We start from the raw sequence: 25,597 nt of genomic DNA on the forward strand, positions 1-25,597 counted from the left end.
CAACAAACTTGGCACACTATTGAGTTCTCAAACAACAGACACACCCGGCACCACCACAACCATTCAATCGGCCGTGGATCGCTCCGGAGCAACTTTTCAAACTTACCCGCTGGTCTCACTCTTGTCAAACCGGCATCCGCGACGTTCTCAGCCTGAGGCTTTCGTGTCGGTTTTTTCGGTCTGACTCCGTGGAGCAGCGCGGAAATAAACTCTACCACCACTTTGCCGGGATGGCCAACCAAGCCCCGAACAGCCCCCTGCACCCCCACCCTGAGGGCAGCAAAAAGCCCGGAATCTCAAGGAATTCCGGGCTTTTCGCCGCGCACTTAAGAGAGCGGGTTCACACTATTCGGTCCGCTGGCCGCCAAGGGAACGGGCTTGAAGTACGCCGCACCCAGGGGCGGCAACGTCACGGTCAACGATGCCGGCTGGCCATCAAGCCCTTCGTCCAGGGCAATCAGCTCGCCGCCATTCAAAACACCTGAACCGCCATAGGCCGCGGCATCAGTGTTGAGCACTTCGGTCCAGGCCCCGGCAGCGGGAACGCCGAGGACATAGCCCACATGCGGCCCGCCGGAGAAGTTGACGGCGCACACCAACGGATTGCCGTCCTTGTCCCAGCGGACAAATGTCAGGACATTGCGGTCGGCGTCGCCACCGTTGATCCACTGGAAGCCACCGGGCTCGTTGTCCCGCGCGTAGAGGGCCGGCGTCGAGCTGTAGAGCTCGTTGAGGTCCTTGGTGAGGAGCTGCAATCCGCGGTGCGCCGGAATGTCGGCCAGGTACCAGTCCAGTCCGTGCTGCTCGGACCATTCAGCCTCCTGGCCGAATTCGGTGCCCATAAAAATGAGCTGCTTTCCCGGGTGCGCCCACTGGTAGGCAAAGAAGGCGCGCAGGTTGGCCAGCTGCTGCCAGCGGTCCCCCGGCATCTTCCGGAGCATGGAGCCCTTGCCGTGCACTACTTCGTCGTGGCTGATGGGGAGCAGGAAGTTCTCGGTGAACGCGTAGACCATGGAGAACGTCAACGTGCCGTGGTGCCACTTCCGGTTGACGGGGTCCTCGGAGGCGTACTTGAGGGAGTCGTGCATCCAGCCCATGTTCCACTTGAGCCCGAAGCCGAGGCCGCCGTGGCTTGTGGGGGCGGTGACACCGGGGAATGCCGTGGACTCTTCGGCGATCATCACGGCGCCGGGGTGGGTCTTGTAGACGGTGGCGTTGACTTCCTGGAGGAAGGAAATGGCTTCCAGGTTCTCGCGTCCGCCAAAGCGGTTGGGCGACCACTGCCCGTCTTCGCGCGAATAGTCCAGGTACAGCATCGAGGCCACCGCATCAACCCGGAGTCCGTCGATGTGGAACTCATCAAGCCAGTACAGCGCGTTGGACACCAGGAAGTTCCGCACCTCGGTGCGGCCGAAGTCGAAGATCAGCGTTCCCCAGTCGGGGTGCTCGCCCAGGTTCGGGTCGGCGTGCTCGTACAGGGGTTCGCCGTCGAACTGGGCCAGTGCCCAGGCATCCTTGGGGAAGTGCGCCGGAACCCAGTCCAGCAGCACGCCGATTCCGGCCTGGTGCAGGGAATCCACCAGGAACCGGAATTCATCCGGATGGCCGAAGCGGGACGTCGGTGCAAAGTAGGACGTCACCTGGTAGCCCCAGGAGCCGCCGAAGGGATGTTCGGCCACAGGCATGAACTCAACGTGCGTGAAGCCCAGCCATTTGACGTACTCCACCAGCTCCTTGGCGAGCTCGCGGTAGCCCAGGCCAAGGCGCCAGGATCCGAGGTGGACTTCGTAGGCGCTCATCGGCGAATTGTGCGGGTCACGCTGGGCGCGTGCCGCCATCCATTCGGCGTCCTTGAAGACGTAGGACGGTTCCACTACGCGGGACGCCGTCAGCGGCGGGACTTCGGTGCCGAACGCCAGGGGGTCCGCCTTTTCGACCCAGTGCCCGCCCTTGGACTTGATCTCGAATTTGTAGCACGCTCCTGCTAGAACGCCGGGAAGGAAGACTTCCCACACGCCTGATGACCCCAGCGAGCGGAGCGAATTTTCGCGGCCGTCCCAGGCATTGAAATCGCCCTTGACGCGGACCGCCTGCGCGTTCGGTGCCCAGACGGCAAAGGAGACGCCGTCAACATCACCGAGCGAGGACTTGTAGTGCTGGACGTGCGCGCCCAGGACTTCCCAGAGTTTCTCGTGCCGGCCCTCGCCGATCAGGTGCAGGTCCACTTCACCCACGGTGGGCAAGTAACGGTACGGCTCATCCACCGTCAGGGGCGCGGCACCGGCGTAGGTGACTTCCAGCCGGTAGTCGGGGACGTGGCCGGCCTGCAGCGGTTCGAGGACTGCCACCCATACCCCGTTGTTTTCGTGGGTCATGGGCACTGAGCCGACGGCAGTCACCACGCTCACTGCCTCCGCGAGGTGCTTAAGCGTCCGGACCGTCACATGGCCGTGGTCGTCCAGGTGGGCGCCGAGCACTGAGTGCGGCGCGTGGTGTTCGCCGTTCGCCACGCGGGCCAACGTGTCCGGGTCCACGTGAAGAGGCACCCGGGGCCGGTCTGTACGTGCTGAGCCTGTCATTTTCATACCTTCCGATGCTGCTCCGGCCTGATCGCCGGAGCCTTTAACGCTGAGGAGCCGCCTGGACGCATTCGTTGGAATGGCCAGCCAGTCAGGTCTGTTCCGCAATTCATATACGACTTCATAAAGGGCCTTGTCCAGCCACAATGCCACAAAGAGCGGTGAAGTCCGGTCGATGGTGCCGGGTGTGACTGCGGCATACCCGGCAAGGAACGCGTCCGCGCAATCATCGACCCAGGATGCCGGAACGCGGGCACCCTGATATTCGCGTTCTGCCGCGCCTGCCGCGTAGTCGAAGGAACGCAGCATTCCCACCACGTCCCGGAGCGGAACATCGGGGAAGTTGCGTTCGGCGATGGGCCGCAGTGGCTCACCTTCAAAATCAAGGATGGCCCACCGGCCGGGCTGGCCGCCGTGACCGGGGACCTGCAGGATCTGGCCGAGGTGGAGATCGCCGTGGATCCGCTGCAGCGGCCCTGCGGGCACGCCGTCGAGCTCGCCAAGCAGAGCCCCTAGCGCGTCGTCGTAAGGCCCGACGGCGGCACCGGCTTCCGCCCATGCCTCCCGGACCCGCTGGGCTACTCCGGGCGCAATGAGCTGACCCGGGGCCGGCTCAACCGCTGTGCCGAGTGCTTCGGCCAGCCGCCGGTGGACCGTGGCTGTGGCAGCGCCCAGGGCATGCGCCTCGGCGGTGAAATCGGCACCGGTGCGCGCGGCATCCACGGCAAGGCGCCAGGCATCGCGGCCGCCGGCGAGGAATTCGTGGGCTACGGCAAGCTCGCCCTGCGATGACGCCTGTGCCGGGAGCCCCGGTGACGCCGGCGCTTGCCATTCCCCGCGGACCCACCCCAGCGTGGCCGGAACTTCGGAGGTGCCCTGGGCCGTCAGTGCGGCCCCTACCTCTACCTCAGGGTTGATCCCTGCGGAGAGGACGCGGAAGAATTTCACGATCGCCGCGGACTCGCCGTCGTCAACAATGACAGAGCTGTTGGACTGTTCGCCGGACAGGACTTTGACCATTCCGTGGGCGGTAGGCAGGCGGTGCTCCGACCGCGTTAGGTGGCCCGTCGCCGAACCCGTGCTCGAGCCCGCTTCGGACCGGATCAGCTCCAGCCAGGAGGACACAAAGGATGGATCATGCACGGCGTCGTAGATCCAGGCCATGCCGGCCCCGGGAGCCTGGCCCACCAGGGCCCGCTCCGCTCCGGCAAGCGGACTTGCCCGGTAACTCAGCGGGACCTGGACCACGTCAGTGCGGAGTCCGCCGCCGGCCGTCCGGGAGGAAACAGCCAGCAGGAAGATCTCCAGCCGGGCCTGCCCGGCGGCATCTTCAAGGCTCAGGCTGCCTGCCTGTTCCAGCGAAAAATCGGCTGTCTTCACGGGGAACCACCGCTGGCGCGGAAGCCATTCGCGGAGGACAGCGCTCAGCGCGGCTGTGAGGGTGGGCTGGGCCATATCAGTTCTCGATGGACAGGATGGGCAGTGCTTGCGTGTACGGGGAGGCTGGATTGGACGTCGCCGAGCGGACCCGCAGCCAGAAGAAATCATGGCTTCCCAGGGTCAGCGTCAGTGATCCGTCGTCGTCGATCCCGGGGAACGGCTGCCCCCCGAACACATCGCGCAGCCCGCGGCCGGCAAACTGGGGAATCCGCAGTTTTGCCGCGACGGGGTGCTGCGAAAGGTTAAAGGCGCACAGAATGGTTTCGCCGGGCAGCCCCGCAGTGTTGTCCTCCGAAAGTTCCCGGAGATACGCCACCACGGCGTCGTGGTCGGCTTCGACATGTTTGAACGCGCCCAGCCCGAAGGCAGGGTGGTTCTTACGGACGCTGAGGATCTGCCGGGTCCAGCGGAGCAGGGAACCGGAGTGGGCGGCCTCGGCTTCCACATTGGCCATGCCGTAGCTGTACACCAGCGACTGGATGACCGGCAGGTATAGCTTGCCGGGATCAGCGTTGGAGAATCCTGCGTTCCGGTCCGGGTTCCACTGCATGGGGGTGCGCACAGCATCGCGGTCATCGAGCCAGATGTTGTCCCCCATGCCGATCTCGTCCCCGTAGTACAGGAACGGGCTGCCCGGCAGCGACAGCAGCAGCGCGTTGATCAGTTCGATCTCGGCCCGGGAGTTATCCAGCAACGGTGCAAGGCGGCGCCGGATCCCGATGTTGGCGCGCATCCGGGGGTCCGGGGCATACCAGCCCAGCATCGCCGCACGCTCGTCGGCCGTGACCATCTCCAGCGTCAGTTCATCGTGGTTGCGCAGGAACGTTCCCCATTGCGCCCCTTCGGGGATCTCCGGGGTGTCATGCATGGTCTCGATGATCGGAGCGGCCTTCTGGTCCCGCAGGGCGTAGTAGAGGCGCGGCATGATGGGGAAGTGGAAGGCCATGTGGCATTCGGGCTCTTCCGCTGTTCCGAAGTACTCCACCACCTCGTTAGGCGGCTGGTTGGCCTCGGCGATGATGACGCGGCCCGGGTAGCCTTCATCCACCATGGCCCGCAGCTTGCGCAGGAAGTCATGGGTGGCCGGCAGGTTTTCGCAGTTGGTCCCCTCTTCCTCGAAGAGGTACGGGATGGCATCCGCCCGGAAACCATCGATGCCCTGGTCCAGCCAGAAACGGACCACGTCAAAGAGCGCTTCGATGACCTTGGGGTTTTCAAAGTTCAGGTCAGGCTGGTGGCTGAAGAAGCGGTGCCAGAAGAACTGCCGGCGGATGGGGTCGAAGGTCCAGTTGGACTCCTCCGTGTCCACGAAGATGATGCGGGCGTCCTGGTACTTCTCGTCAGTGTCGCTCCACACGTAAAAGTCGCCAAAGGGACCGTCCGGGTCCTTGCGCGATTCCTGGAACCAGGGGTGCTGGTCCGAGGTGTGGTTCAGCGGCAGGTCAATGATGACCCGGACGCCGCGGGCATGGGACTCGGCCACCAGCCGCTTGAAGTCGCTGATGGTGCCGAACTCATCCAGGACGGAGTTGTAGTCCGAAATGTCATAGCCGCCGTCACGCAGCGGCGACTGGAAGAACGGCGGCAGCCACAGGCAGTCCACGCCAAGCCACTGCAGGTAGTCCAGCCGGTCGATCAGGCCGGAAAAGTCGCCCGAACCGTCGCCGTTCGCATCCGCGAAGGCCCGCACCAGCACCTCATAGAACACAGCTTTCCGATACCAGAGCGGATCGTGGGCCAGGCCAGGGGCGTTCAGCTCAAACGTGCTCTTGGGGGTGAAATGCTGGCTGGAACTCTGCGGGTTAAAGCTCACTGATGCAATCTCCTCACGCTCAGGATGTGGGCGGGTTCAACGTGCGCGTCCAAGCGGACGTAGTTGTATTCGCCCCATTCCCAGGATTCGCCGGAAATGAGGTCATCCACCCGGAACCCGCCGTTGGGCGACAGATCCTCGGGGTCCAGTTCCAGCGCAGCCAGATCCAGTGAAATGGTGCTCTCCCTGATGCCGTGCGGATCAACGTTGACCACCACAATGATGGTGTCCTTGGTGCCGTCCGGCAGGGTCTTGTGCTTGGAGTACACCACCGTGGCGTCGTCGGTGCTGTGGTGGACCGTGAGATTCTGCAGATCCAGCAGCGCCGAGTGGTTGTGCCTGATCGCGTTGAGCCTGGTCAGGTACGGCGCCAGGGTCCGGCCTGAGGCAGCGGCAGCGTCCCAGTCACGGGCTTTGTATTCGAATTTCTCGTTGTCGATGTACTCTTCCGCGCCGGGGCGGGCAACATGCTCATAAAGTTCGTAGCCGGCATAAACGCCCCACAGGGGGCTGGCGGTGGCGGCCAATGCGGCGCGGATCTTGAACGCCGCCGGCCCGCCGAACTGCAGGTATTCCGTGAGGATGTCCGGCGTGTTGACAAAGAAGTTGGGCCGGAAGTACGCCGGCGACTCGTGGCTGACCTCCGTGAAGTAGGTTTCGAGTTCCTTTTTGGTGTTCCGCCATGTGAAGTAGGTGTAGGACTGCTGGAAGCCCGCCCGGCCCAGGGCGTGCATCATGGCAGGGCGCGTGAACGCTTCCGCGAGGAACACGACGCCAGGGGTCTTTTTGTTGACCTGGCCAATGAGCCATTCCCAGAACCACACCGGTTTGGTGTGCGGATTATCCACCCGGAAGATCTTCACGCCATGGCTGACCCACAGCAACACGACCCGCAGGATTTCCTTCGCAAGCCCTTCCGGATCATTGTCGAAATTGAGCGGGAAAATGTCCTGGTATTTCTTGGGCGGGTTTTCCGCGTACGCGATGCTCCCGTCAACCCGGGTAGTGAACCATTCCGGGTTGGACTCCACCCAGGGGTGGTCCGGCGCCGCCTGCAGCGCCAGGTCCAGGGCGACTTCCAGGCCCAGTTCGTTGGCGTGGGCAACAAAGGCGTCGAAGTCCTCGAACGTGCCCAGTTCAGGGTGGATGGCGTCGTGGCCGCCCTCCTTGGCGCCGATGGCCCAGGGCGAGCCGGGATCATGCGGGCCGGCAATCAGGGTGTTGTTGGGGCCCTTGCGGTGCTGGATACCGATGGGGTGGATCGGCGGCATATAGAGAATATCGAAGCCCATTTCCGCCACCGCGTCCAGCCGCTTCGCCGCGGTCCGGAAATTCCCGGACGTCCACGCCCCGGTGGTGGCGTCCCTGACGGCGCCTTCGGACCGGGGGAAGAATTCGTACCAGGCTCCGCGGCCTGCGAGATCGCGCTCCACCAGCAGCGGGAACTGCTCGGAAACGGTGATCAGTTCGCGAATCGGCTGGCGGTCCGCCACAGCGGCGACGTCCGCGCCGAACCCGGCTGCCAGACGCTCCTCATCGGTGAGGGCCCCGTTGCCCAGAATGGAAGACGCCATGCGGAGGGTGCGCCGGTCCGACGCATTGCGGGAGGAGTCGTCGGCCGCGTCTGAGAGCAGCGCAGAGCCTTCGGCGAGCATCAGCTCGACGTCGATGCCTGCCGCCACCTTCACCTCGGCGTTGTGGTGCCAGGTTCCGTAGCGGTCGTGCCAGGCCTCGATGAAAAAGGTCCAATTTCCAACGGCCGACGGCGTGAGGATGCCCTCCCAGCGGTCGGTACCGAGGCCGCGTTCCCCCTTCGGCGGCGCCAGCCTGACGCGCTGGCGTTCCTTCCCGCGGGGATCCAGGAGGACCGCGCTGACACCCAGCTGGTCATGCCCCTCCCGGAAAGCGGTGGCGCCCACCACAATTCCCTCCCCCGGCAAGGCCTTGGCAGGATACTTTCCACCCTCCACCACAGGCTGCACCGCGGTGATCGGAAAACGGCCAAATCTTAGCCCATCGGTGATTTTGCCTTTCGGCTTTTTCTTTGAGGCGGCAGGGGTTACTGAGTTAGTCGTCACAGGCTCGACGTTAGCGAGAAATGGCCCAGATTGCTAAGCCTGCGCTGCTTTTTGTCGCGGCGATTCGACTTATCCGCCACGCCAACTGTCATTTACCTAAAAGAAAGCCAAAGCGGTTCCAGACGTTGATGTTGTCGGTTAGTGTGGCGCAGGTGAAGGCAATCCGCAGATTTACCGTCAGAACAGTCCTCCCGGAACCCATCAGGCCGCTGGCCCGGTTGGCCACCAACCTGCGCTGGTCCTGGCACCGGCCCACCCGTGAACTTTTCGCTGGCCTGAACCCCCGCATCTGGGAGGAATCCGACCAGGATCCCATCAGTTTCCTGGGCCGGGTCAGCCGCGAAGAGTTCCAGCGCCTCGCCGCCGACCAGTCGGTCGTAGACCAGGTCCGCGCCGCAGCCGAGGACCTTGACCGGTACCTTGAGCAGCCCCGCTGGTACCAGGGCCTGGGCGAGGATGCCCCGGCCGCCATCGCGTACTTCTCCCCCGAATTTGGCATCACCGAAGTCCTGCCGCAGTACTCCGGCGGCCTGGGTATCCTGGCCGGCGACCACCTCAAGGCCGCCTCGGACCTCGGTGTGCCCCTGATCGGGGTTGGCCTGCTGTACCAGGCCGGCTACTTCAAGCAGTCACTCTCCCGCGACGCCTGGCAGCAGGAAACGTACCCGGTGCTCGACCCTGACGGCCTCCCCCTCACCCTGCTTCGCGAGCCGTCCGCCGACGGCAACGGCCGCCCCCTGCAGATCTCACTCCCGCTCCCCAACGGGCGCCGGCTGCTGGCACACATCTGGCGTGCCGACGTCGGACGCGTTCCCCTCTTGCTGCTGGACTCCAACGTTCCCGGTAACGACGACGCCGCCCGCGGCATCACCGACCGCCTCTACGGCGGCGGCGGAGACCACCGGCTCCAGCAAGAGCTCCTGCTGGGCATGGGCGGAGTCAAGGCGCTGCGCGCGTACCAGCAGCTGACCGGAACCGCGGCGCCCGAGGTGTTCCACACCAATGAGGGCCATGCCGGCTTCCTGGGGGTTGAGCGCATCCAGGAACTGATGGCCGGCGACGCCGCCCTCAGCTTCGACGAAGCCCTCGCCGCCGGCCGGGCGTCCACGGTCTTCACCACCCACACTCCCGTTCCGGCCGGCATCGACCGTTTCGAGATTTCCCAGATCCACCACTTCTTCCAGGCCGGGCTGGCGCCCGCGGTACCCGTGGACCGGATCCTGGAACTGGGCCGGGAAAACTACGCCGACGGCAATCCGTCAGTCTTTAACATGGCGGTGATGGGGCTCCGGCTGGCACAGCGGGCCAACGGCGTCGCCAAGCTCCATGGCGAGGTATCCCGCGGGATGTTCTCGGCCCTGTGGCCGGGGTTCGACCACTCCGAGGTGCCCATCACGTCCGTTACCAACGGCGTCCACGTGCCCACCTGGGTCGACGGCCGCATCTCCCGGCTCGCGCGGGAACAGTTCGGCACCGAGGCCGAAGCCCTAGGCCGCTGGGACCTTGCCTACAACGTCAGCGATGCTGATGTGTGGGCGCTGCGCCGTGAAATGCGCACGGCCCTGGTGGAGGACGTACGCCGCCGGCTCCGGGCTGCGTGGAAGAAGCGCGGCGCCGCCGACGCCGAGCTGGGCTGGACCGACAGTGTCCTGGACTCCGACGTGCTGACTATCGGCTTCGCCCGGCGCGTCCCCACCTACAAGCGCCTGACGCTGATGCTTCGCGAGCCGGACCGGCTCAAGGCGTTGCTGCTGCATCCGGAGCACCCGATCCAACTGGTGATCGCCGGCAAGTCCCACCCGGCAGATGATGCCGGGAAGAAGATGATCCAGGATCTGGTCCGCTTCACCGACGACCCCGAGGTCCGCCACCGCATCGCTTTCCTGCCGAACTACGACATCGCGATGGCCAGGACGCTGTTCCCGGGCTGTGACGTGTGGCTCAACAACCCGCTCCGCCCCCTGGAGGCGTGCGGCACGTCGGGCATGAAGGCCGCAATCAACGGTTCGCTGAACCTTTCGGTGATGGACGGCTGGTGGGATGAAATGTACGACGGCGAGAACGGCTGGGCGATCCCCACCGCCAACAACGACGCGTCCCCCGAAGAGCGGGACGACATCGAGGCCGCGGCGTTGTACGAACTCCTGGAAACCCAGGTGGCGCCACGCTTCTATGGGAACACGGTGTCGGACAGCGCAGGTGCTGCCGGACCGTCCACCACGGGCACCGAGAAAGTCCCGACGCACTGGGTGTCAATGATCAAGCACACGCTGTCCCATCTGGGCCCGGCCGTGTCCGCGGAGCGCATGCTGCACGACTACGTCAACGTGCTCTACCGGCCCGCCGCCGAGGCCGGACGCAGGGCCGTTGCCGACTCCTACGCCCAGGCCCGTGTGCTGGCGGCATGGACTGCCAAGGTACGTTCGGCGTGGCCTCTGCTGCACGTCGAACATGTGGACTCCGTGGGCGTTTCCGAGGACCCGCAGATCGGGGACACCCTGCAGGTGAACGCCTACATCGCGCTGCACACCCTCTCACCGGAGGACGTGTCCGTGGAGGTGGCTTATGGCCGTGCCGAGGAAAGCGACACCCTGGCGGATGTCACCCTGATGGAGTTGAACTCGAAAGAGGACCTGGGCGAGGGGCGCCACCTGTTCAGCGGCTCGCTGGTCATCGACCGCTCCGGTCCCTTTGGCTACACCGTCCGCGTCCTGCCACGGCACGAGGCATTGGCTTCCAAGGCCGAGCTGGGGCTGATCGTCAACGCCTGATCCGCCGCATTTGTTGGCCCCCGCCGTCTTCCGGACAGCGGGGGCCAATCGGTTTAACTAGAGGAGGACGGCCGTCACCGCGAGGTCACGGCCGGCGTAGCTTTCGGCATCCTGGAGGACCTCGCAGATGATCCCAAAGGACCTGTCCCCCCGGAACGCTGCGGCCACCTGCCAAAGGACCGTGACCGGGGCGCTACCGTTCTCGCCGATGCTGTCCGCGAAATCGTGCAGCGAATCGTTCAGGGCGTCCATGTTCACGCCGTAGTGCTCAGGGAAGGCGAGCACTTCGCCGAAGGTTTCCAGGACAGCCTTCTTGCTGTCGGCGGCGGGGACCACCAGGCTGCGGCGGCCGGCGTCGGCGACCTGTTCCTTGAGTTCTTCGATGGTCCAGGTGTCGGCGGAGTAAATTTTCATGAGGGTGTTCAGCTGCCTTCTGCGATGAATTTGAACGAGTCGTAGTGGTCCTGCGTGTAGTACTTCTCGCCCTCGGAGCCGGTGACGATGCGGCGGGCTCCCCGGTCGGATTCACCCGGGGTGGCCACGGTGTACTCGCGGTAATATCCTGAGCCCTGCCTCGGGAGAATGCGCTCGAAGTTGCCGAACGTCTTGTTGTCCTGGCTGTAGCGGTAGGGGCCGCCGGCACGGATGGCGGCAAGGGTAGTCCGGGCTTCGGCCGGCAGCTGGGATTCCTTGATCGCGGGCAACCCGGACGGGTTGGCGGGAACTACCGCCGGGGCCGGAACCTCCGCAGGACCCGGGACGGGAGCACCCGGGACCGGGGCCGCGCTGGAACTGGCTGCCGGCGTCGTACTTCCCGCTAGAGTCTCAAGGAGCCCGGGGCCGCCGAAAGCGAACACCGCTATGGCCAGCAGCCCGGTCAGCAGCAGGGCAATGGAGCGGTTGCGCAATTTTGGTCCCCTCCGCAGTTACGTGCGGTAGATGTTAATCGAGTTCGCCTCGATGCTGTCCGTCTCGCCGGACGCCACGCGGCTGCCCTGTCGAAGCTCGTGAAGCGGCGACGTTGTCAGCCGGAGTTCGAACATCCTGTGGGGCGTTCCGTCGTCGTTCTTGAGTTCCGGAAGGGTGATATTCACGTCGGAGCCGCTGCCGTTGACCACCACGAGGCCTGCCAGCGTGCCGTCGTCCGAGCCAAGCAGGAGCTGCATGACCCGGTGCCGGGGATCATTCCACTGATCCATGGACATGGGCTGTCCGGCGTGATCAAACCAGTAGATATAGGACTGCTCATCCCGAGCCGGAAAATCATGGGGTTGGCTTGCCAGGAACTCCTTGCGCAGCCGGACGTAGCGCTTTGTGCTGCGGAGCATCTCTGCGGATTCCGGCGTACGCGTCCAGTCGAGCCAGGCCAGTGGGTTGTCCTGGCAGTATGCGTTGTTGTTTCCCTGCTGCGTGCGTGCCAGCTCGTCCCCGGCGGTGATCATGGGCACACCGAGCGAAATCATCAGGGACGCCATGAGGTTCCGCCGGGACTGCGACCGCTGCGCCAGGATGCTCTCGTCCTCGCTCCGGCCTTCGAAACCGTGGTTGTAGCTGCGGTTGTCCCCGTGCCCGTCCCGGTTCTGCTCGCCGTTGGCCTCGTTGTGTTTACGGTCGTAGGACACAAGGTCGTTGAGGGTGAAGCCGTCGTGTGCCGTGATGAGGTTGACCGACGCCAGCCTGGAACGGCCCGACGCTTCAAAGAGCCCGGCAGACCCGGACAGGGCATCAGCCAGCCGCGCCACGGACCCACCCTGCCCGCCGGCTTCGATGGCCGCCCGGTCGGCAAGCCAGAAGGAGCGGACGCCGTCCCGGAAGTGGTCGTTCCAGTCAACCCAGCCGCCCGGGAACCGTCCCGTCTGCCAGCCGCCGTAGCCGACGTCCCAGGGCTCGGCGATCAGTTTTACGTCAGACAGCACGGGATCGGCGGCCACAGCCACCAGGAACGGGTGCCGGGGATCAAACTCGTTGTCCGCGTTCCGGCAGAGCGTCACGGCCAGGTCGAAACGGAAGCCGTCGATGTGGAATTCGTCCACCCAATACCGGAGGGAATCCAGCACCAACTGGACCACCCTGGGCTGGCCGAAATTCAGGCTGTTGCCGCAGCCCGTAGTGTCGATGTACTTCCCGTGGCCATCCGTTCGGTAGTACGTGTCCTCACCGAGTCCGCGGAAGCTGATGGCCTGGCCGTCCGGGCCGCCCTCGGCAGTGTGGTTGTAGACGACGTCGAGAATCACTTCCAGCCCTGCCGCGTGGAGCAGCTTGACCATTCCCTTGAACTCGTCCTGGACGGCGTGCGGTCCGGCATCCCGCGCCGCCTGCGTCGCATAGGCTGCGTGCGGTGCGAAAAACGCGGCCGTGTTGTAGCCCCAGTAGTTGGTCAGGCCGAGGTTCTGCAGGTGCAGCTCATCGAGGTGAAAGTGCACCGGGAGCAGCTGGACAGCGGTTATGCCCAGGCTCTTGAAATGCTCGATGATGGCCGGATGGGCCATTCCGGCGTAGGTGCCGCGCAGTTCCTCGGGGACATCGGGATGCAGCATGCTCTGGCCGCGGACATGGGCCTCGTAGATAATGGTGTTCCGCCACTGCGTCCGGGGCCGTTCGTCGGTGCCCCAGTCAAAATCGTCGGCCATCCGGACGCTCGTCAGGAATCCTTCCCGCTGGTCCACCGCCTGGCCGTAAGGATCGAGCAGAAGAGGCTGCCCACCGTCGTCGTCCAGGTCCACGATGGGGACCGCCAGCGGCAACGGGTCCGCCTTGGACGTGGCGCGGAAACCGTACAGCGATCCGTACGGGAAATCCTCAACAATTCCGTGGTGCACGCCGTGGGTGACGTTGGGCAGGGTCTGCAGATGCCACTCGCTGCCCGGGGCCTTGTAGGCAATCTCAAGGTTCTCCACAGCCGGGGCGTACACGGCCACGTTGGCGCTGGACTGCACGCCGTAATCCGCTCCCGATCCCGGGCGCGGGACGCTGACACCGAGCGGATATGCCGAAGAGGCATCCCGGGTGGAAGCGGTATCGAAAAGCGGCATGACCATCACGTCCATGGTAGCGGCCAGCGGCTGTTGAGCTGCACCGGTGCTTTTATGACGACATCCAAGGGTCCGGGCAAACCGCCGGGACTTCTATAGAATCAGCAACGCTCCCCCGCCGAAAGGTGAGAGAGCGTTGCTGTTTAGCCCACCAAAGGTGAGAGAGCGTTCGCGGAACGGCGGGCATCCGGAAGCGTGCGTCAGAGCGACGAAGTGGGCCCACGCCGGCAGGGTTCCCTGGCCGAGCTTGCGAGGCCAGGGGGCCGGTGGGGCGCAGCACGCGGAGGATGTCCGCCGTGCCGCCTCCCGCACCGAGGACTACTTGACGGCGCGCTGCCTCGAGATTTCGTACAGCGAGATGCCAACGGCCATGGAGGCGTTGAGCGATTCCATGGCGGAGTTGATCGGGATGGAGACGATCTGGTCGCAGTTTTCGCGGACCAGGCGGCTCAGGCCCTTGCCTTCGGAACCGACCACAATGCAGACGGGCTCGGCGGCCAGGGTGAGGTCAGGCAGCGAAACGTCGCCGTCGCCGTCGAGCCCCAGGACAAAGATGCCCATGTTCTTGAACTGCTTCAGGGCACTGTTCAGGTTGGCGGCACGCGCCACCGGAACACGCACGGCAGCGCCGGCGCTGGTCTTCCAGGCCGAGGCTGTGACGCCCACGGAGCGGCGTTCCGGGACGATGACGCCGTGGCCGCTGAAGGCCGAGACGGAGCGGATGATGGCACCAAGGTTGCGCGGGTCCGTGATGCCGTCCAGGGCAACGAACAGCGGGGCGTTGGATACGTGGCCCTTCTTCCAGCGGTCCACGGTTTCCTCGGCCAGGTCATAAGCGTCCTGGTACTCGTACGGCGGGATCTGCAGGACAAGGCCCTGGTGGATGGCGTCGTCCGTCATGCGGTCAAGTTCGGGCTTGCCGGTCTCGAGCAGCGGGATACCGCGTTCGGCGGCGATCTTCAGCGACTCCTTGACACGGTCATCCATTTCAATCCGGATGGCGATGTGCAGGGCCTTCGCGGGGATCCCGGCGCGGAGGGCTTCCACCACGGAGTTACGGCCGGTGACGACTTCCTCGGTGGCGCGGCCCTTGGGACCCGTGCGGGAGGCGCCGGCGCTGCGGGCACCCGTGCCGCGCTTGGCGGCCGAACGTTCGGCAAGCTGCTTGCTCTTGTGCGCCTTGTGGTACGGGCGGTCCTCCGCCTTGGGGGTGGGACCCTTGCCTTCCAGGGCCTTACGGCCATGACCACCGGTTCCGATGGTTGGCCCCTTCTTTGCTTTGACCGACCGGCGACCGTTGTTGGCCATGATTTTCCACCCTTGATTGTTTGACTGAGTCTGCTTACCAGTCTACTGAATCAAGTAAAATCGCCGGTTCAGTCCCGTTGCAGGCTCCAGGTAGCGCCATTTGGGCCATCTTCGACGACGACGCCGGCCGCCTTCAGCGTGTCGCGGATGGCGTCGGAGGCAGCCCAGTCCTTGGTGGCCCGGGCCTGCGTGCGGGCAGCGAGCTGGGCTTCCACCAGGACGTCGAGGGCGGCCGATTCCCGGGCGTCCGACGCCGGGCCGGACGCCACCGCATTCAGGCCCAGGACCCGCAGCATGTCATGCACGCTGTGCAGCGCCTGCTGTGCGTCCTCCAGCTTCCCCTCCGTCAAGGCAGTGTTGCCGGCACGGACTGTTTCGTGGACCACTGCGAGGGCTTGCGGCACGTTGAGATCGTCATCCATGGCGCTCTCGAACGCCTCGGGAACCTTGCCATAGGTGGCGAAGGTGTAGTTCCCACCGGCGGCGAGGGCCCGAACGGCGCGGCTGATGAAGCCGTCAATGCGTTCGACGGCGGCGGCGGCCTCGTCGAGCGATGTGGGGCGGTAGTCCAGCACTGAGCGGTAGTGGGCCTGCCCGAGGTAGTAGCGGACCACCCGCGGCGACGCGATGTCCAGCATCTCCGAAGGGCTGATGGTGTTGCCGATGGACTTGGACATTTTCTCGCCCTGGTAGGTGACCATACCGTTGTGCATCCAGAAGTTGGCGAACCCGTGCCCTGCGGCCTGGGACTGCGCCATTTCGTTTTCGTGGTGCGGGAAGCGCAGGTCCAGTCCGCCGCCGTGGATATCAAATTCCGTGCCGAGGTACTTGGTGACCATGGCGGAGCATTCCAGGTGCCAGCCCGGGCGTCCGGCGCCCCAGGGCGAAGCCCAGCTCGCCGTCGTCGGCTCTCCTTCTTTGGAGCCCTTCCACAGCGCAAAGTCGCGGGGGTCCTTCTTGCCCCGGGGATCCGCGTCCGGGGCACCCTGCATGTCGTCAATGTTCTGGCGCGTCAGTGACCCGTACTTGTCCCAGGACCGCACGTCGAAGTAGACGTCGCCGGAATCGTCCAGCGCCGGGTAGGCGTGGCCGCGGTCGATCAGCTGCTGGATCAGCGCATGCATTTCGGGGATATGGCCGGTTGCCCGTGGCTCATAGGTGGGCCGGGAAACGCCGAGCGTGTCGTAGGCCTGCAGGAACGCCTGCTCGTAGCGGTAGGCCAGGGCCCACCATTCCTCCTCGCGGACGGTATCCGGCTCGGCTTCGAAGTCCGGACTGAACGATTCGGCAGACTTGGCGAGGATCTTGTCGTCGATGTCCGTGACGTTGCGGACCGCGGTGACCCGGAGCCCCCGGTACTCGAGCCAGCGGGTGAGCTGGTCAAAGGCGATCGCCGAGCGGATGTGACCTACGTGGGGCATGCCCTGCACAGTGGCTCCGCAGTAGTACAGGCTCGCTTTTCCCGGGACGAGGGGAACGAAGTCACGGACTTCGGCGGACGCGGTGTCATAGAAGCGGAGAGTCACCGCTCCAGATTAGCGGAAAAGGCCTGTGTGCAGGCCCCCGCGCGTTATCCGGCCTGAACAGCGCTGCGTTGAATCACCGGGGATAGACCAAAGCGGTGGCGACGGCGGAAATGCCCTCGCCCCTGCCGGTGAAACCGAGTCCGTCGCTGGTGGTGGCCGTGACACTGACCGGCGCCCCTGCCGCCTCGCTCAGCACGCGTTGGGACTCTTCCCGCCGCGGGCCGAATTTGGGCCGGGTAGCCACGAACTGCACTGCCACGTTGCCGATCTCAAAGCCGGCGGCACGGACAATCCTTGCAGCCTCGGTCAGGAGCGTGACGCCGGAGGCTCCGGCGAACTCCGGACGGTCGGTGCCGAAATGCGTGCCGAGGTCCCCGATGCCGGCTGCCGAGAACAGGGCGTCGGCGGCTGCGTGGGCCACCGGGTCCCCGTCCGAATGCCCGGCCAGTCCACGCTCGCCTTCCCAGAACAGCCCGCCCAGCCAGAGCGGACGGGGAAGGTCAGGGGACGCGTAGGCATGGACATCCAGGCCGATGCCCGTGCGCGGCAGGATCATCTTGGCTTCACTCATGCCTAACCCTCCACCCAGCGGATGCCCAGCGGGCCTTCCAGCAGCCCCTCGGCAATGATCAGGTCCAGTGGCGTGGTGATTTTTAATGACTGTGTGGAGCCATGGACGGCGTGAACTGGAACTCCCAGGAGTTCCACCAGCATGGCGTCGTCGGTGACCGCCGCAGCCTGTTTCTCGTCAAAGTCAGCGGCTGCCTGATGGGCCTGGATCAGTGTGGACAGCCGGAAACCTTGGGGCGTCTGGACCGAACGGAGTTCCTCCCGCGGCGCGGTCCCGGTCACGAGTTCCGGGGCGATGCTGCTGTCGTCACCGGTCGTGGGGGTAACCATCTTCACCGTATCCACCACCGGTACGACAGGAATCACCGCAACGGCGCCGGCAGCCAGGGAATCGACGACACGGTGGAAAACATACTCGGGCGTCAGCGCCCTAGCGGCGTCGTGGACCAGCACAGCTTCGGTGCCGTCCAGCAAGGCCGCCAACGCTGACCGGACGGAAGCGGCACGGGTGGCACCGCCGTCGACCGTTGTCAGCACGGGAAGCGGGTTCTCCTGGTTGGCATCGTGCCCCGCCCGGAGTTCCTCGGCGAAGGCCGCGCACAATTCCTGCAGGACCGTATCGCCGGGCGGCAGGGCCACACAGATCTGGCGTGCGACTCCGGCGGCAGCGACGCCCCGGAGGGCATGGGTGAGGATGGCGTCACTCCCCAGCGGCACCCGCGCCTTGGGCATACCGTAACCCAGCCGCTCGCCGGAACCTGCGGCCACAATGACGACGGCGGTGACGGGGCGGGGAAGTCCGTTGTTCATGCGGTCCAGCCTACGTGCCTGCCTGCCCGGCGTGCCGAGTCCCACCCGCGCGACGCGCCTGCCGCTGCGGACACTTGGCTGGAAACGTGGCCTCGAAAAGGGCAAAAAGAAACCCCGGAGGCACTTGCGTACCCCCGGGGCTCAATTCTTAGGAAGCCAGGACCTCGTCGAGAACGCTTGCAGCCTTCTCTTCATCAGTCTTTTCAGCCAGTGCAAGTTCTGAAATCAGAATCTGACGGGCTTTGGCCAGCATGCGCTTCTCACCTGCGGAAAGGCCCCGATCGTGATCACGGCGCCAGAGGTCGCGAACAACCTCTGCTACCTTGATGACGTCACCGGAAGCAAGCTTCTCCAGATTTGCCTTGTATCTGCGCGACCAGTTGGTGGGTTCTTCAGTGAACTCAGCCCGGAGAACATCAAATACGTGCTCCAGACCTTCCTTGCCCACTACGTCACGGACCCCAACAAGGTCAACGTTCTCTGCTGGAACTTCAATGGTCAGATCACCCTGAGCCACCTTGAGCTTGAGATACATTTTCTCTTCGCCCTTGACAGTGCGCATCTTGATTTCTTCAATTTTTGCAGCACCGTGGTGAGGGTAAACTACTGTCTCGCCGACCTCAAATACCATGTGGACATTCCCCTTTCCCGCAGACCAGTTTATCACGATTCAGGCATATGACTGGCCTCGAACCGGCCCCGGAACCCCGGAAATACGCGGAAAATGGGCAGAATAGACCCCCTTCGCCCCCTTGACGAATGCAGATAATAGTGCATGCGCGGCCTGCTGCCAAGGGCAATATGACCGTGCGGAATCCTCGTTTGGGCCGGTTTGCCGCTAGGCTATGGCTGAATAATGTTTCAAGACTCTCGAGGAGTACGTGACGTGCGTTTCACTGCGATGAACCGGGCCCAGGGCGGCAAACTGGCACTGGCGGCAGGATCCCTGGCCCTCGCCCTGGCGACGATGACCGGCTGTGGCTACATCAACCCCCAGCAGACTTCTCACCAGTACGCGGCGTCGGACGGTATCCGCGCCGACCTGGGTCCGCTGCAGCTGCGCAACATGCTGATTGTCTCCGCCGGCGCAGACAAGCCCGGCCGCCTGCTCGGCGCCGTTTACAACTCCTCTTCACAGGACGTCAAGCTCACCGTCAACGGGGCCGAGGGTTCACAGACGCAGGTGCCGGTGAAAGCCAACTCCTACACCCTGCTCAACGACTCCACAGATGAAGCCATCCTCAGCACGAGCGGCGGCATCGCCGGCTCCCTCGTCGATGTGAAGATCACCGAAGACGGCACCAACGTGAGCAAGACTGTCCGCGTGCCTGTCCTGGATGGTTCCCTCGCGGAGTACAAGGAGTACCTGCCGGCCGGCAGCGAACCGACCGGATCCGCCACACCCAGTCCGTCGCCGTCGGCCACCGGCACTGGTGCGGCCCACTAAGCAGCAGCAAAGCACAAAAGGAGGGGCTCCCCGCGGGGAGCCCCTCCTTTTTGTGCACTTGAACTCTGGTGCGCCTGATGCCCGGCGTGCCATACGGCGGAGAGGCCTACGGCTCGAACTTGTAGCCCAGGCCGCGGACGGTTACCAGGAAACGCGGTATGGACGGGTCGGGCTCGATCTTGCCGCGCAGCCGCTTGACGTGCACGTCAAGGGTTTTGGTGTCCCCCACGTAGTCCGAACCCCAGACCCGGTCGATCAGCTGGCCGCGGGTGAGTACGCGGCCGGAGTTGCGCAGCAGCATTTCCAGCAACTCGAACTCCTTCAGCGGCAAGAGGACCTGCTGGCCATCCACGCTGACCACATGCCGTTCGATGTCCATCCGGACAGGGCCGGCCTGGACTGTGGCCGAGATCAGTTCCTCAGGTTCACCTTGCCGGCGGAGTACGGCCCGGACGCGGGCCACCAGCTCTCGGGAGGAGTAGGGCTTGGTGACGTAGTCGTCAGCGCCAAGCTCCAGGCCAACCACCTTGTCAATCTCGGAGTCCTTGGCCGTCAGCATGATGACCGGAACGCTGGAGCGCTGCCGCAGCTGGCGGCAGACCTCAGTGCCCGACAGGCCGGGGAGCTGCAGGTCCAGCAGCACCAGATCCGCCCCGTTCCGGTCGAATTCGGTGATGGCGTCGAGGCCGTTGTCAACCACTTCAACCTCGAACCCCTCCTTGCCCAACAAATAGGACAACGGATCACTGAAAGATTCTTCGTCTTCGACAATCAAAATCCTGCTCAAGCGCTGGCTCCTTGCTCATGTACGCCGCGTTCTTTGCCACGCTCGGGTACGGCTCGTTTTTTGACACCTGCAGTATTCGGTTCGTCCTGGCTTTCCATCTCAGGCAGCCGCAGGGTGAAGGTGGAACCCTGGCCGGGCCGTGACCACAATGTCACTTCACCGCCGTGGTTGGAGGCAACGTGTTTGACGATGCTCAGGCCCAGGCCCGTTCCGCCCGTGTGGCGCGAACGCGCCGCGTCCACCCGGTAGAAGCGCTCAAACACCCGCTCCTGGTCCTCCGGGGTCAGGCCCTCGCCCTGGTCCGTGACCGACACGGCGATCAGCCCGTCCTTTGACCGGACGCCCACGCCCACCCTGGTGTTCTCCGGGGAATAGCGGATGGCGTTGTCGATCAGGTTACGCAGGGCGGTAACCAGCAGGTCCCGGTCACCAAAAACGGTGGCCTCAACCCGCTCCCCTACCACGATCCGGATGTTCTTGCTTTCGGCGGGGAGCTGGGAACGGTCCACGGCTTCAGTGATGACCGCGTTGATGTCCACGGCCTTGCCCTCTTGGGACACGCTGGCACCTTGGAGGCGAGACAGCTCGATGATGTCCTGGACCAGGGCGGCCAGCCGGCTTGACTCCTTGTGCATGCGCTTGGCGAACCGGCGAACTGCTTGTTCGTCGTCGGCCGAGGACTCCAGGGCCTCGGCCAGCAGGGAAATTGCGCCCACCGGGGTCTTCAGCTCGTGGGACACGTTGGCCACGAAGTCGTTGCGGATCTCTTCCGTGCGGGTAATTTCGGTGCGGTCGTCGGCCAGCAGCACGATATATTCCTCGCCGAGCATGGCCGCCCGTACCTGCACGATGATGGTGCCGTGGCCCAGCGGACCGCGCTGCAGCTCCAGCCGTTTTTCCAGGATCACACCGTCGCGCCGCACGCCTGCCGTCATGTCCAGCAATTCCTTGTGGACCACCGTGTGGCCGCGAACCAGTCCGTACGCATATGCTGCCGGGCTGGCGCGCACCACACCGTCCACGGCGTCGACCACCACAAAAGCCCGTCCGACGACGGCCAGCACTTCCGCGGCGCCGGCCGGCAAAGCGAGTTCGTCCACGTCGACATCGACAAGCTTGCGCTGCTTTTCGCTGATCCTGAAGGCGAGCACGCCAAAGGTGCCGAGCGACAGGCCGACCAGGCCGGCGATGACACCGATGAGCATAGGATCCACGACTCCAGCTTAGGCCGTGGTTCCTGTCGAAACGGTGCGTCATGGCCCATAACGGGGACGGTTCAGCTAACGTTCATCTACAACCGACTAATCGTTTACCGCACGCTGACAAAGTTATACGTTGGAGTGCCGAATGGCGACATGAGTTCCGTCTGCCACCCGAGGGGCGGAGTTCCAACGAAAGGACGCCCACGTGCGTAAGGTTTTTCAGGAAGAGCTGACCCAGGTGGGTGAGCAGCTGGTGGAGATTTCGCAGTTGGTCAGCGAGGCAATGGCGAAAGCCTCGACGTCCTTCAAGGTTGCCGACGTTGATCTGGCAGAGGACGTCATCGCCGCGGACGCCCGTATCGACTTTTTGCAGACCAGCCTGGATGAGCGCGCCATCGACATCCTCGCCCTGCAGGGGCCGGTAGCCAGCGATCTGCGGATGATCGTGGGCTCCCTGCGCATGAGCGCTTCCCTGGAGCGGATGGGGGACCTCGCCCGCCACATTGCCCAGCTGGCCCGGCTGCGTTTCCCGTCCACCGTGATCCCTGCATCCATGACGGAAACGTTCAACAGAATGGCCGAGCAGGACCAACTGATCGCGGACAAGCTTATTGTCCTGCTGGAATCCCGAGACCTCGAAGTGGCCCGCGACATCCACAAGGCCAACAACACCATCGACGATCTCCACCTGAGCGTGTTCAAGGCGATCGCCGCCCCGGACTGGGCCGAGTCCCCCGCCACCACCGTGGACGTGGCCCTGGCCAGCCGCTACTTCGAACGGTTCGCTGACCACGGCGTGTCGGTGGCCCGCAAGGTCACCTACCTCGTCACCGGCGAATGGCAGGGGCAGGGCTTCTAGCCGCTCCCTAAACCACATACGACGGCGGGCCGGTCACCTCAGGTGACCGGCCCGCCGTCGAACGTTAACTACTGCTTTATTTCTTGCCCTGGTTCGCCACTGCCAGGATGGCTTCCGCAGCGGCGTCCGGGTCCAGGTAGGTGCCGCCCGGCTTGATCGGCTGGAAGTCCTCGTCCAGGTCGTAGACCAGCGGGATGCCCGTAGGGATGTTCAGGCTGGCGATGGCGTCGTCGCTGATGCCGTCCAGGTGCTTGACCAGGGCGCGCAGCGAGTTGCCGTGGGCGGTGACCAGGACGGTCTTGCCGGTTTTGAGGTCTTCCTTGATGTCCGATTCCCAGTAAGGAAGCAGGCGGACCAGGACATCCTTGAGGCACTCGGTGCGGGGCAGTGCGTCGCCGAGGTCCGCGTAACGCGGGTCGCGGGCCTGGGAGAACTCGGAGTCGTCGGCCAGGGGCGGCGGCGGGGTGTCGTAGGACCGGCGCCATTCCATGAACTGTTCCTCGCCGTATTCGGCCAGGGTCTGCGCCTTGTCCTTGCCCTGCAGGGCGCCGTAGTGGCGTTCGTTCAGGCGCCAGTCCCGCTTGACGGGGATCCAGCCGCGGTCGGCCTTGTCCAGGGAAATGTTGGCCGTGTTGATGGCCCGCTTCAGGAGCGAGGTGTAGAGGATATCCGGGAGAAGATCGTTCTCAACCAGGAGCTCGCCGCCGCGTGCTGCTTCCTCGCGGCCCTGGTCGTTGAGGTCAACGTCCACCCAGCCGGTGAACAGGTTCTTGGCGTTCCATTCGCTGTGGCCGTGGCGCAGCAGAATCAGCTTGTAAGTCATGATTTTTATCCTAGCCGAGGCACGGCGCCGCCCGCCTTGCGTTACAAGGGCCCTGCGTTACAAGGATAGGGTTGGGCCGTGGTGCAAAAAGCTGAACGCGTGAGCGCTCCCCATGGCCGGAGCGGCAGGCCGGTCGGAAACATCACGCGGGGCACCACCAATCCCAACCGGATGCGGCGGGTGGACCGCTGGCTCACCGGTCCCCAGGCCTGGCGCCTGCGCGCGGCCGTTGACCCCCTCGTGGTTGACCTGGGCTACGGCGCAACGCCGGCCACCGCCGTCGAACTCTTTGATCGTCTCCGCGCAGTCCGGCCGGACGTCCGCGTGTGCGGAATCGAAATCGAGCCGGATCGCGTCCGGATCGCCAAGGCGCTAGAGAGGCCGGGGCTGAGCTTTCAGGTGGGCGGTTTCGAATTGCCGCTGCCCGGGCGCCCCGTGCTGGTCCGCGCCTTCAACGTCCTGCGGCAGTACGAAGAGGCCGATGTGGCGGGGATCTGGCGGCTGGTCCAGGGCCGGCTCGCCCCCGGCGGGCTCTTTATCGACGGTACCTGCGATGAGATCGGGCGGCGGGTGACGTGGGTTGCCCTCGACGCCGGGCGGCCGTTGTCACTGAGCATGTCCGTGCGGTTCGGCAGCTTTGACCTGCCATCGGAAATTGCCGAGCGGCTGCCGAAGTCGCTGATCCACCGCAACGTTCCGGGAGAGCCTGTCCACCGGCTGATGCAGGCCATGGACCGGGCCTGGCTGGAGTCGGCGCCGCTGGCGTCATTCGGCAACAGGCAGCGCTGGCACGCCATGTGCAGGGCACTGTCCGACGGCGGGTGGCCGGTTCAGGACGGCCCGGCGCGGTGGCGCCTGGGCGAACTAACTGTGGCCTGGGAAGCTGTGGCGCCGTCGGTCTAGTGTGGGCCCACGCCGTCAGGGTTCCCTGAGCGAGCTTGCGAGCTGAGGGTGCCGGTGGGGATTACCAGCCGCCGTAGGGCCCCGTATTACGGCTACCGCCGCGGCCCGCGTCCTTGACCGCTGGCCGGACGTCTGCGAGGTAAATGGACGCTGCCACCACGGCGGCGAGCCCAAAGAGGCCAAGCGTGCCGAAGATTCCGCCGCTGCTGAAGAGCGAGATGGCGCCGATCAGGGTGGCACCGCCGGTCAGTGCCAGCCAGAAGGTCTTGGTTCGTTTTCCGGTCGCTTCAAAGGCGGCGGACTTGTGCCTGACGCAGTCCAGCAGAGCCCACACTTCAAGTCCGAATGCCACCAAGGCAAGGATAAAAAACACTGCCAGCTCTACAGGCCGAATTATCAGTTCACCGTCCACCGTCCAAGCCTAGCCGCCCAGCGAGTCGAGTGCCTGCTTCAAATCGGCCCAGAGGTCCTCAATATTTTCAATGCCGACGCTCAGCCGCACCAGGTTGTCCGGGACACTCAGCGGCTCAGCGGCGTGCCGGCGGCGCCGTTCGATCAGCGATTCCACCCCGCCCAGGGAGGTGGCTGGCAGCCACAGCTGCAGCGCGCGGACCAGTTTGTCCGCGGCGTCTGCTCCGCTCAGGCCGGCAACCGGCGCGATCTGCACGCACACAATCGAACCGAAGCCCGACATCTGGGTCTTGGCCCGTTCGTGGCCGGGATCCGCGGGGAGGCCGGGGAACCGGATGCTATCGATCAGGGGGTGCTTGCTCAGGCGTTCCGCCAGGACCGCGGCAGAAGCCTGAGACCGTTCCACACGCAGCGCAAGGGTCCGGAGCCCGCGCAGCGCCAGCCATGCCTCGAACGGCCCGGCAATACCGCCATGAATGATGCGGTGGTGCAGCAGCGCTGCCCGGATGTCCGGGTTGGACGTCACCAAGGCGCCGAGGACGACGTCGGAATGTCCGGCCAGGTATTTGGTCACCGAGTGAAGAACGACGTCGGAACCCAAGCTCAGTGGCTGCTGGACCAACGGCGTGGAGAACGTATTGTCCGTCACCACAATGGCGCCCACCCGGTGGGCCGCGGCAGTGAGTTCGCGGATATCGGCGATGCCCAGCATCGGGTTGGTGGGGCTCTCAAGCCACAGCATCCTGGCCGCTTTCGCGTCCGGTCCCTGCGGCGCGAGCTGTGCTTTGACTGCGTCAGTGTCCGTGATGTCCACAGTCCGCAGTTCCAGGAAGCCCTTCTGCGCCAACTCCGTGGCCATCACGAGCGAACCCGCATAACTGTGCGACGGCATCACCAGGACGCCGCCGGCGGGCAGCAGGGACAGTGCCGAACTGACGGCCGCGAGTCCGGACGCGTAGAGCAGGCCGGGCAGTTCAGATCCTTCAAGCTGGCCCAGGGCCTCCTCAAAGGGATCCCAAGTGGGGTTGGAATAGCGTCCGTAGCCCCGGTCCCCGTCGCCCAGCGCTCCCGTGCCGAAGTACGTCGAGGACAGCACGATGGGCGGGTTGACGGGCTCGTCCCGCTCACGCGCCGGCCGGCCGGCGGCAACCACTACGGTTTCGGCCGACAGGGACGCTGCATACTGTTCCGAGAGACTCATGGAGAAAGCGTACTTGGACGTGCGGCGGCTCCCGAAG

General features: G+C 64.8%; 21 protein-coding genes. 5 read left to right on the forward strand and 16 right to left on the reverse strand.

The window, feature by feature from the left end; all coding sequences use genetic code 11:
- The coding region (locus ACX80V_RS20125) for a hypothetical protein (protein ID WP_485844633.1) at window positions 1–184 on the forward strand (184 nt) is incomplete at its 5' end.
- Window positions 185–326: 142 nt separating this feature from the next.
- Here the strand turns inward: ACX80V_RS20125 and ACX80V_RS20130 are convergent.
- From ACX80V_RS20130 to ACX80V_RS20140, 3 genes are read right to left on the reverse strand one after another with little or no spacing between them, the layout of a single operon-like run.
- Entirely contained in the window at window positions 327–4,034 is a 3,708-nt protein-coding gene (locus tag ACX80V_RS20130) for a 1,4-alpha-glucan branching enzyme (protein ID WP_485844634.1), read from the reverse strand.
- Between the two features lies 1 nt (window position 4,035).
- A complete protein-coding gene (gene treS / locus ACX80V_RS20135) occupies window positions 4,036–5,832 on the reverse strand; it encodes a maltose alpha-D-glucosyltransferase (RefSeq protein WP_058930028.1) in 1,797 nt (598 codons plus the stop codon).
- On the reverse strand, window positions 5,829–7,910 hold the full coding sequence (locus ACX80V_RS20140; protein WP_485844635.1) for an alpha-1,4-glucan--maltose-1-phosphate maltosyltransferase: 2,082 nt from the start codon (window positions 7,908–7,910) through the stop codon (window positions 5,829–5,831). Before ACX80V_RS20140 ends, treS begins: the two co-directional genes overlap by 4 nt.
- A gap of 152 nt (window positions 7,911–8,062) precedes the next feature.
- Between ACX80V_RS20140 and glgP the strand changes: the two genes are divergently transcribed.
- Window positions 8,063–10,681 (forward strand): alpha-glucan family phosphorylase, encoded by a 2,619-nt coding sequence (gene glgP / locus ACX80V_RS20145; RefSeq protein ID WP_205630646.1) that lies wholly within the window; start codon window positions 8,063–8,065, stop codon window positions 10,679–10,681.
- Between the two features lie 57 nt (window positions 10,682–10,738).
- Here glgP and ACX80V_RS20150 read toward each other — a convergent pair whose 3' ends face one another.
- The 8 genes from ACX80V_RS20150 to ACX80V_RS20185 form a co-directional block, all read right to left on the reverse strand.
- A complete protein-coding gene (locus ACX80V_RS20150) occupies window positions 10,739–11,095 on the reverse strand; it encodes a barstar family protein (protein ID WP_058930030.1) in 357 nt (118 codons plus the stop codon).
- A gap of 8 nt (window positions 11,096–11,103) precedes the next feature.
- Window positions 11,104–11,589: a guanyl-specific ribonuclease gene (locus tag ACX80V_RS20155; protein ID WP_485844636.1), complete on the reverse strand. Its 486-nt coding sequence runs from the start codon at window positions 11,587–11,589 to the stop codon at window positions 11,104–11,106.
- An 18-nt stretch (window positions 11,590–11,607) separates the two neighbouring features.
- Entirely contained in the window at window positions 11,608–13,719 is a 2,112-nt protein-coding gene (gene glgX / locus ACX80V_RS20160) for a glycogen debranching protein GlgX (protein ID WP_485844637.1), read from the reverse strand.
- Between the two features lie 312 nt (window positions 13,720–14,031).
- Window positions 14,032–15,021, reverse strand: coding sequence for a 23S rRNA (guanosine(2251)-2'-O)-methyltransferase RlmB (rlmB, locus tag ACX80V_RS20165; RefSeq protein ID WP_056342462.1), 990 nt, complete (start codon window positions 15,019–15,021; stop codon window positions 14,032–14,034).
- 68 nt (window positions 15,022–15,089) lie between these two features.
- Window positions 15,090–16,547 carry a cysteine--tRNA ligase gene (gene cysS / locus ACX80V_RS20170; RefSeq protein ID WP_485844638.1) on the reverse strand — a complete coding sequence of 486 codons (1,458 nt, stop codon included), beginning with the start codon at window positions 16,545–16,547 and terminating at the stop codon, window positions 15,090–15,092.
- Window positions 16,548–16,620: 73 nt separating this feature from the next.
- On the reverse strand, window positions 16,621–17,118 hold the full coding sequence (ispF, locus tag ACX80V_RS20175; protein WP_248762356.1) for a 2-C-methyl-D-erythritol 2,4-cyclodiphosphate synthase: 498 nt from the start codon (window positions 17,116–17,118) through the stop codon (window positions 16,621–16,623).
- A 2-nt stretch (window positions 17,119–17,120) separates the two neighbouring features.
- The gene (ispD, locus tag ACX80V_RS20180; RefSeq protein ID WP_485844639.1) at window positions 17,121–17,927 is read right to left on the reverse strand and encodes a 2-C-methyl-D-erythritol 4-phosphate cytidylyltransferase; all 807 of its coding nucleotides are present in this window, start codon (window positions 17,925–17,927) and stop codon (window positions 17,121–17,123) included.
- A 148-nt stretch (window positions 17,928–18,075) separates the two neighbouring features.
- Entirely contained in the window at window positions 18,076–18,558 is a 483-nt protein-coding gene (locus tag ACX80V_RS20185) for a CarD family transcriptional regulator (RefSeq protein ID WP_026266570.1), read from the reverse strand.
- A gap of 270 nt (window positions 18,559–18,828) precedes the next feature.
- Between ACX80V_RS20185 and ACX80V_RS20190 the strand changes: the two genes are divergently transcribed.
- Window positions 18,829–19,374, forward strand: a complete 546-nt coding sequence (locus ACX80V_RS20190) for a hypothetical protein (protein ID WP_485844674.1) — start codon at window positions 18,829–18,831, stop codon at window positions 19,372–19,374.
- 106 nt (window positions 19,375–19,480) lie between these two features.
- On the opposite strand, the gene ACX80V_RS20195 is transcribed toward ACX80V_RS20190, so the two are convergent.
- Together ACX80V_RS20195 and ACX80V_RS20200 are read right to left on the reverse strand one after the other, a co-directional pair.
- Window positions 19,481–20,161: a response regulator gene (locus ACX80V_RS20195; RefSeq protein ID WP_056342479.1), complete on the reverse strand. Its 681-nt coding sequence runs from the start codon at window positions 20,159–20,161 to the stop codon at window positions 19,481–19,483.
- Window positions 20,158–21,366 carry a sensor histidine kinase gene (locus ACX80V_RS20200; protein WP_485844675.1) on the reverse strand — a complete coding sequence of 403 codons (1,209 nt, stop codon included), beginning with the start codon at window positions 21,364–21,366 and terminating at the stop codon, window positions 20,158–20,160. The genes ACX80V_RS20195 and ACX80V_RS20200 overlap by 4 nt, the downstream gene beginning before the upstream one ends.
- Before the next feature lie 202 nt (window positions 21,367–21,568).
- On the opposite strand from ACX80V_RS20200, the gene phoU reads away from it, so the two are divergent.
- On the forward strand, window positions 21,569–22,222 hold the full coding sequence (phoU, locus tag ACX80V_RS20205) for a phosphate signaling complex protein PhoU (protein WP_485844640.1): 654 nt from the start codon (window positions 21,569–21,571) through the stop codon (window positions 22,220–22,222).
- A 76-nt stretch (window positions 22,223–22,298) separates the two neighbouring features.
- Here phoU and ACX80V_RS20210 read toward each other — a convergent pair whose 3' ends face one another.
- Window positions 22,299–23,045 carry a phosphoglyceromutase gene (locus ACX80V_RS20210; RefSeq protein ID WP_058930039.1) on the reverse strand — a complete coding sequence of 249 codons (747 nt, stop codon included), beginning with the start codon at window positions 23,043–23,045 and terminating at the stop codon, window positions 22,299–22,301.
- A 78-nt stretch (window positions 23,046–23,123) separates the two neighbouring features.
- Here ACX80V_RS20210 and ACX80V_RS20215 point away from each other — a divergent pair, with 78 nt between their 5' ends.
- The gene (locus ACX80V_RS20215; RefSeq protein WP_485844641.1) at window positions 23,124–23,948 is read left to right on the forward strand and encodes a class I SAM-dependent methyltransferase; all 825 of its coding nucleotides are present in this window, start codon (window positions 23,124–23,126) and stop codon (window positions 23,946–23,948) included.
- A gap of 61 nt (window positions 23,949–24,009) precedes the next feature.
- Here the strand turns inward: ACX80V_RS20215 and ACX80V_RS20220 are convergent, their stop codons facing one another.
- Both ACX80V_RS20220 and ACX80V_RS20225 read right to left on the reverse strand, forming a co-directional pair.
- Complete coding sequence (locus ACX80V_RS20220) at window positions 24,010–24,360, reverse strand: DUF2516 family protein (RefSeq protein ID WP_056342490.1); 351 nt, start codon at window positions 24,358–24,360, stop codon at window positions 24,010–24,012.
- A 9-nt stretch (window positions 24,361–24,369) separates the two neighbouring features.
- Window positions 24,370–25,560, reverse strand: a complete 1,191-nt coding sequence (locus ACX80V_RS20225; RefSeq protein ID WP_485844642.1) for a trans-sulfuration enzyme family protein — start codon at window positions 25,558–25,560, stop codon at window positions 24,370–24,372.
- Window positions 25,561–25,597 lie beyond the last annotated feature (37 nt).

It is taken from the genome of Pseudarthrobacter arbutini (genome assembly GCF_054510915.1).

Excerpts from the sequence above, each read along its gene's own strand:
- ACX80V_RS20130 (WP_485844634.1), bottom strand. The coding sequence starts at position 4,034 with ATGGCCCAGCCCACCCTCACAGCCGCGCTGAGCGCTGTCCTCCGCGAA.
- ACX80V_RS20150 (WP_058930030.1), bottom strand. The coding sequence starts at position 11,095 with ATGAAAATTTACTCCGCCGACACCTGGACCATCGAAGAACTCAAGGAA.
- glgX (WP_485844637.1), bottom strand. The coding sequence starts at position 13,719 with ATGGTCATGCCGCTTTTCGATACCGCTTCCACCCGGGATGCCTCTTCG.
- rlmB (WP_056342462.1), bottom strand. The coding sequence starts at position 15,021 with ATGGCCAACAACGGTCGCCGGTCGGTCAAAGCAAAGAAGGGGCCAACC.
- ispF (WP_248762356.1), bottom strand. The coding sequence starts at position 17,118 with ATGAGTGAAGCCAAGATGATCCTGCCGCGCACGGGCATCGGCCTGGAT.
- ispD (WP_485844639.1), bottom strand. The coding sequence starts at position 17,927 with ATGAACAACGGACTTCCCCGCCCCGTCACCGCCGTCGTCATTGTGGCC.
- ACX80V_RS20185 (WP_026266570.1), bottom strand. The coding sequence starts at position 18,558 with ATGGTATTTGAGGTCGGCGAGACAGTAGTTTACCCTCACCACGGTGCT.
- ACX80V_RS20190 (WP_485844674.1), top strand. The coding sequence starts at position 18,829 with ATGAACCGGGCCCAGGGCGGCAAACTGGCACTGGCGGCAGGATCCCTG.
- ACX80V_RS20200 (WP_485844675.1), bottom strand. The coding sequence starts at position 21,366 with ATGCTCATCGGTGTCATCGCCGGCCTGGTCGGCCTGTCGCTCGGCACC.
- ACX80V_RS20210 (WP_058930039.1), bottom strand. The coding sequence starts at position 23,045 with ATGACTTACAAGCTGATTCTGCTGCGCCACGGCCACAGCGAATGGAAC.
- ACX80V_RS20225 (WP_485844642.1), bottom strand. The coding sequence starts at position 25,560 with ATGAGTCTCTCGGAACAGTATGCAGCGTCCCTGTCGGCCGAAACCGTA.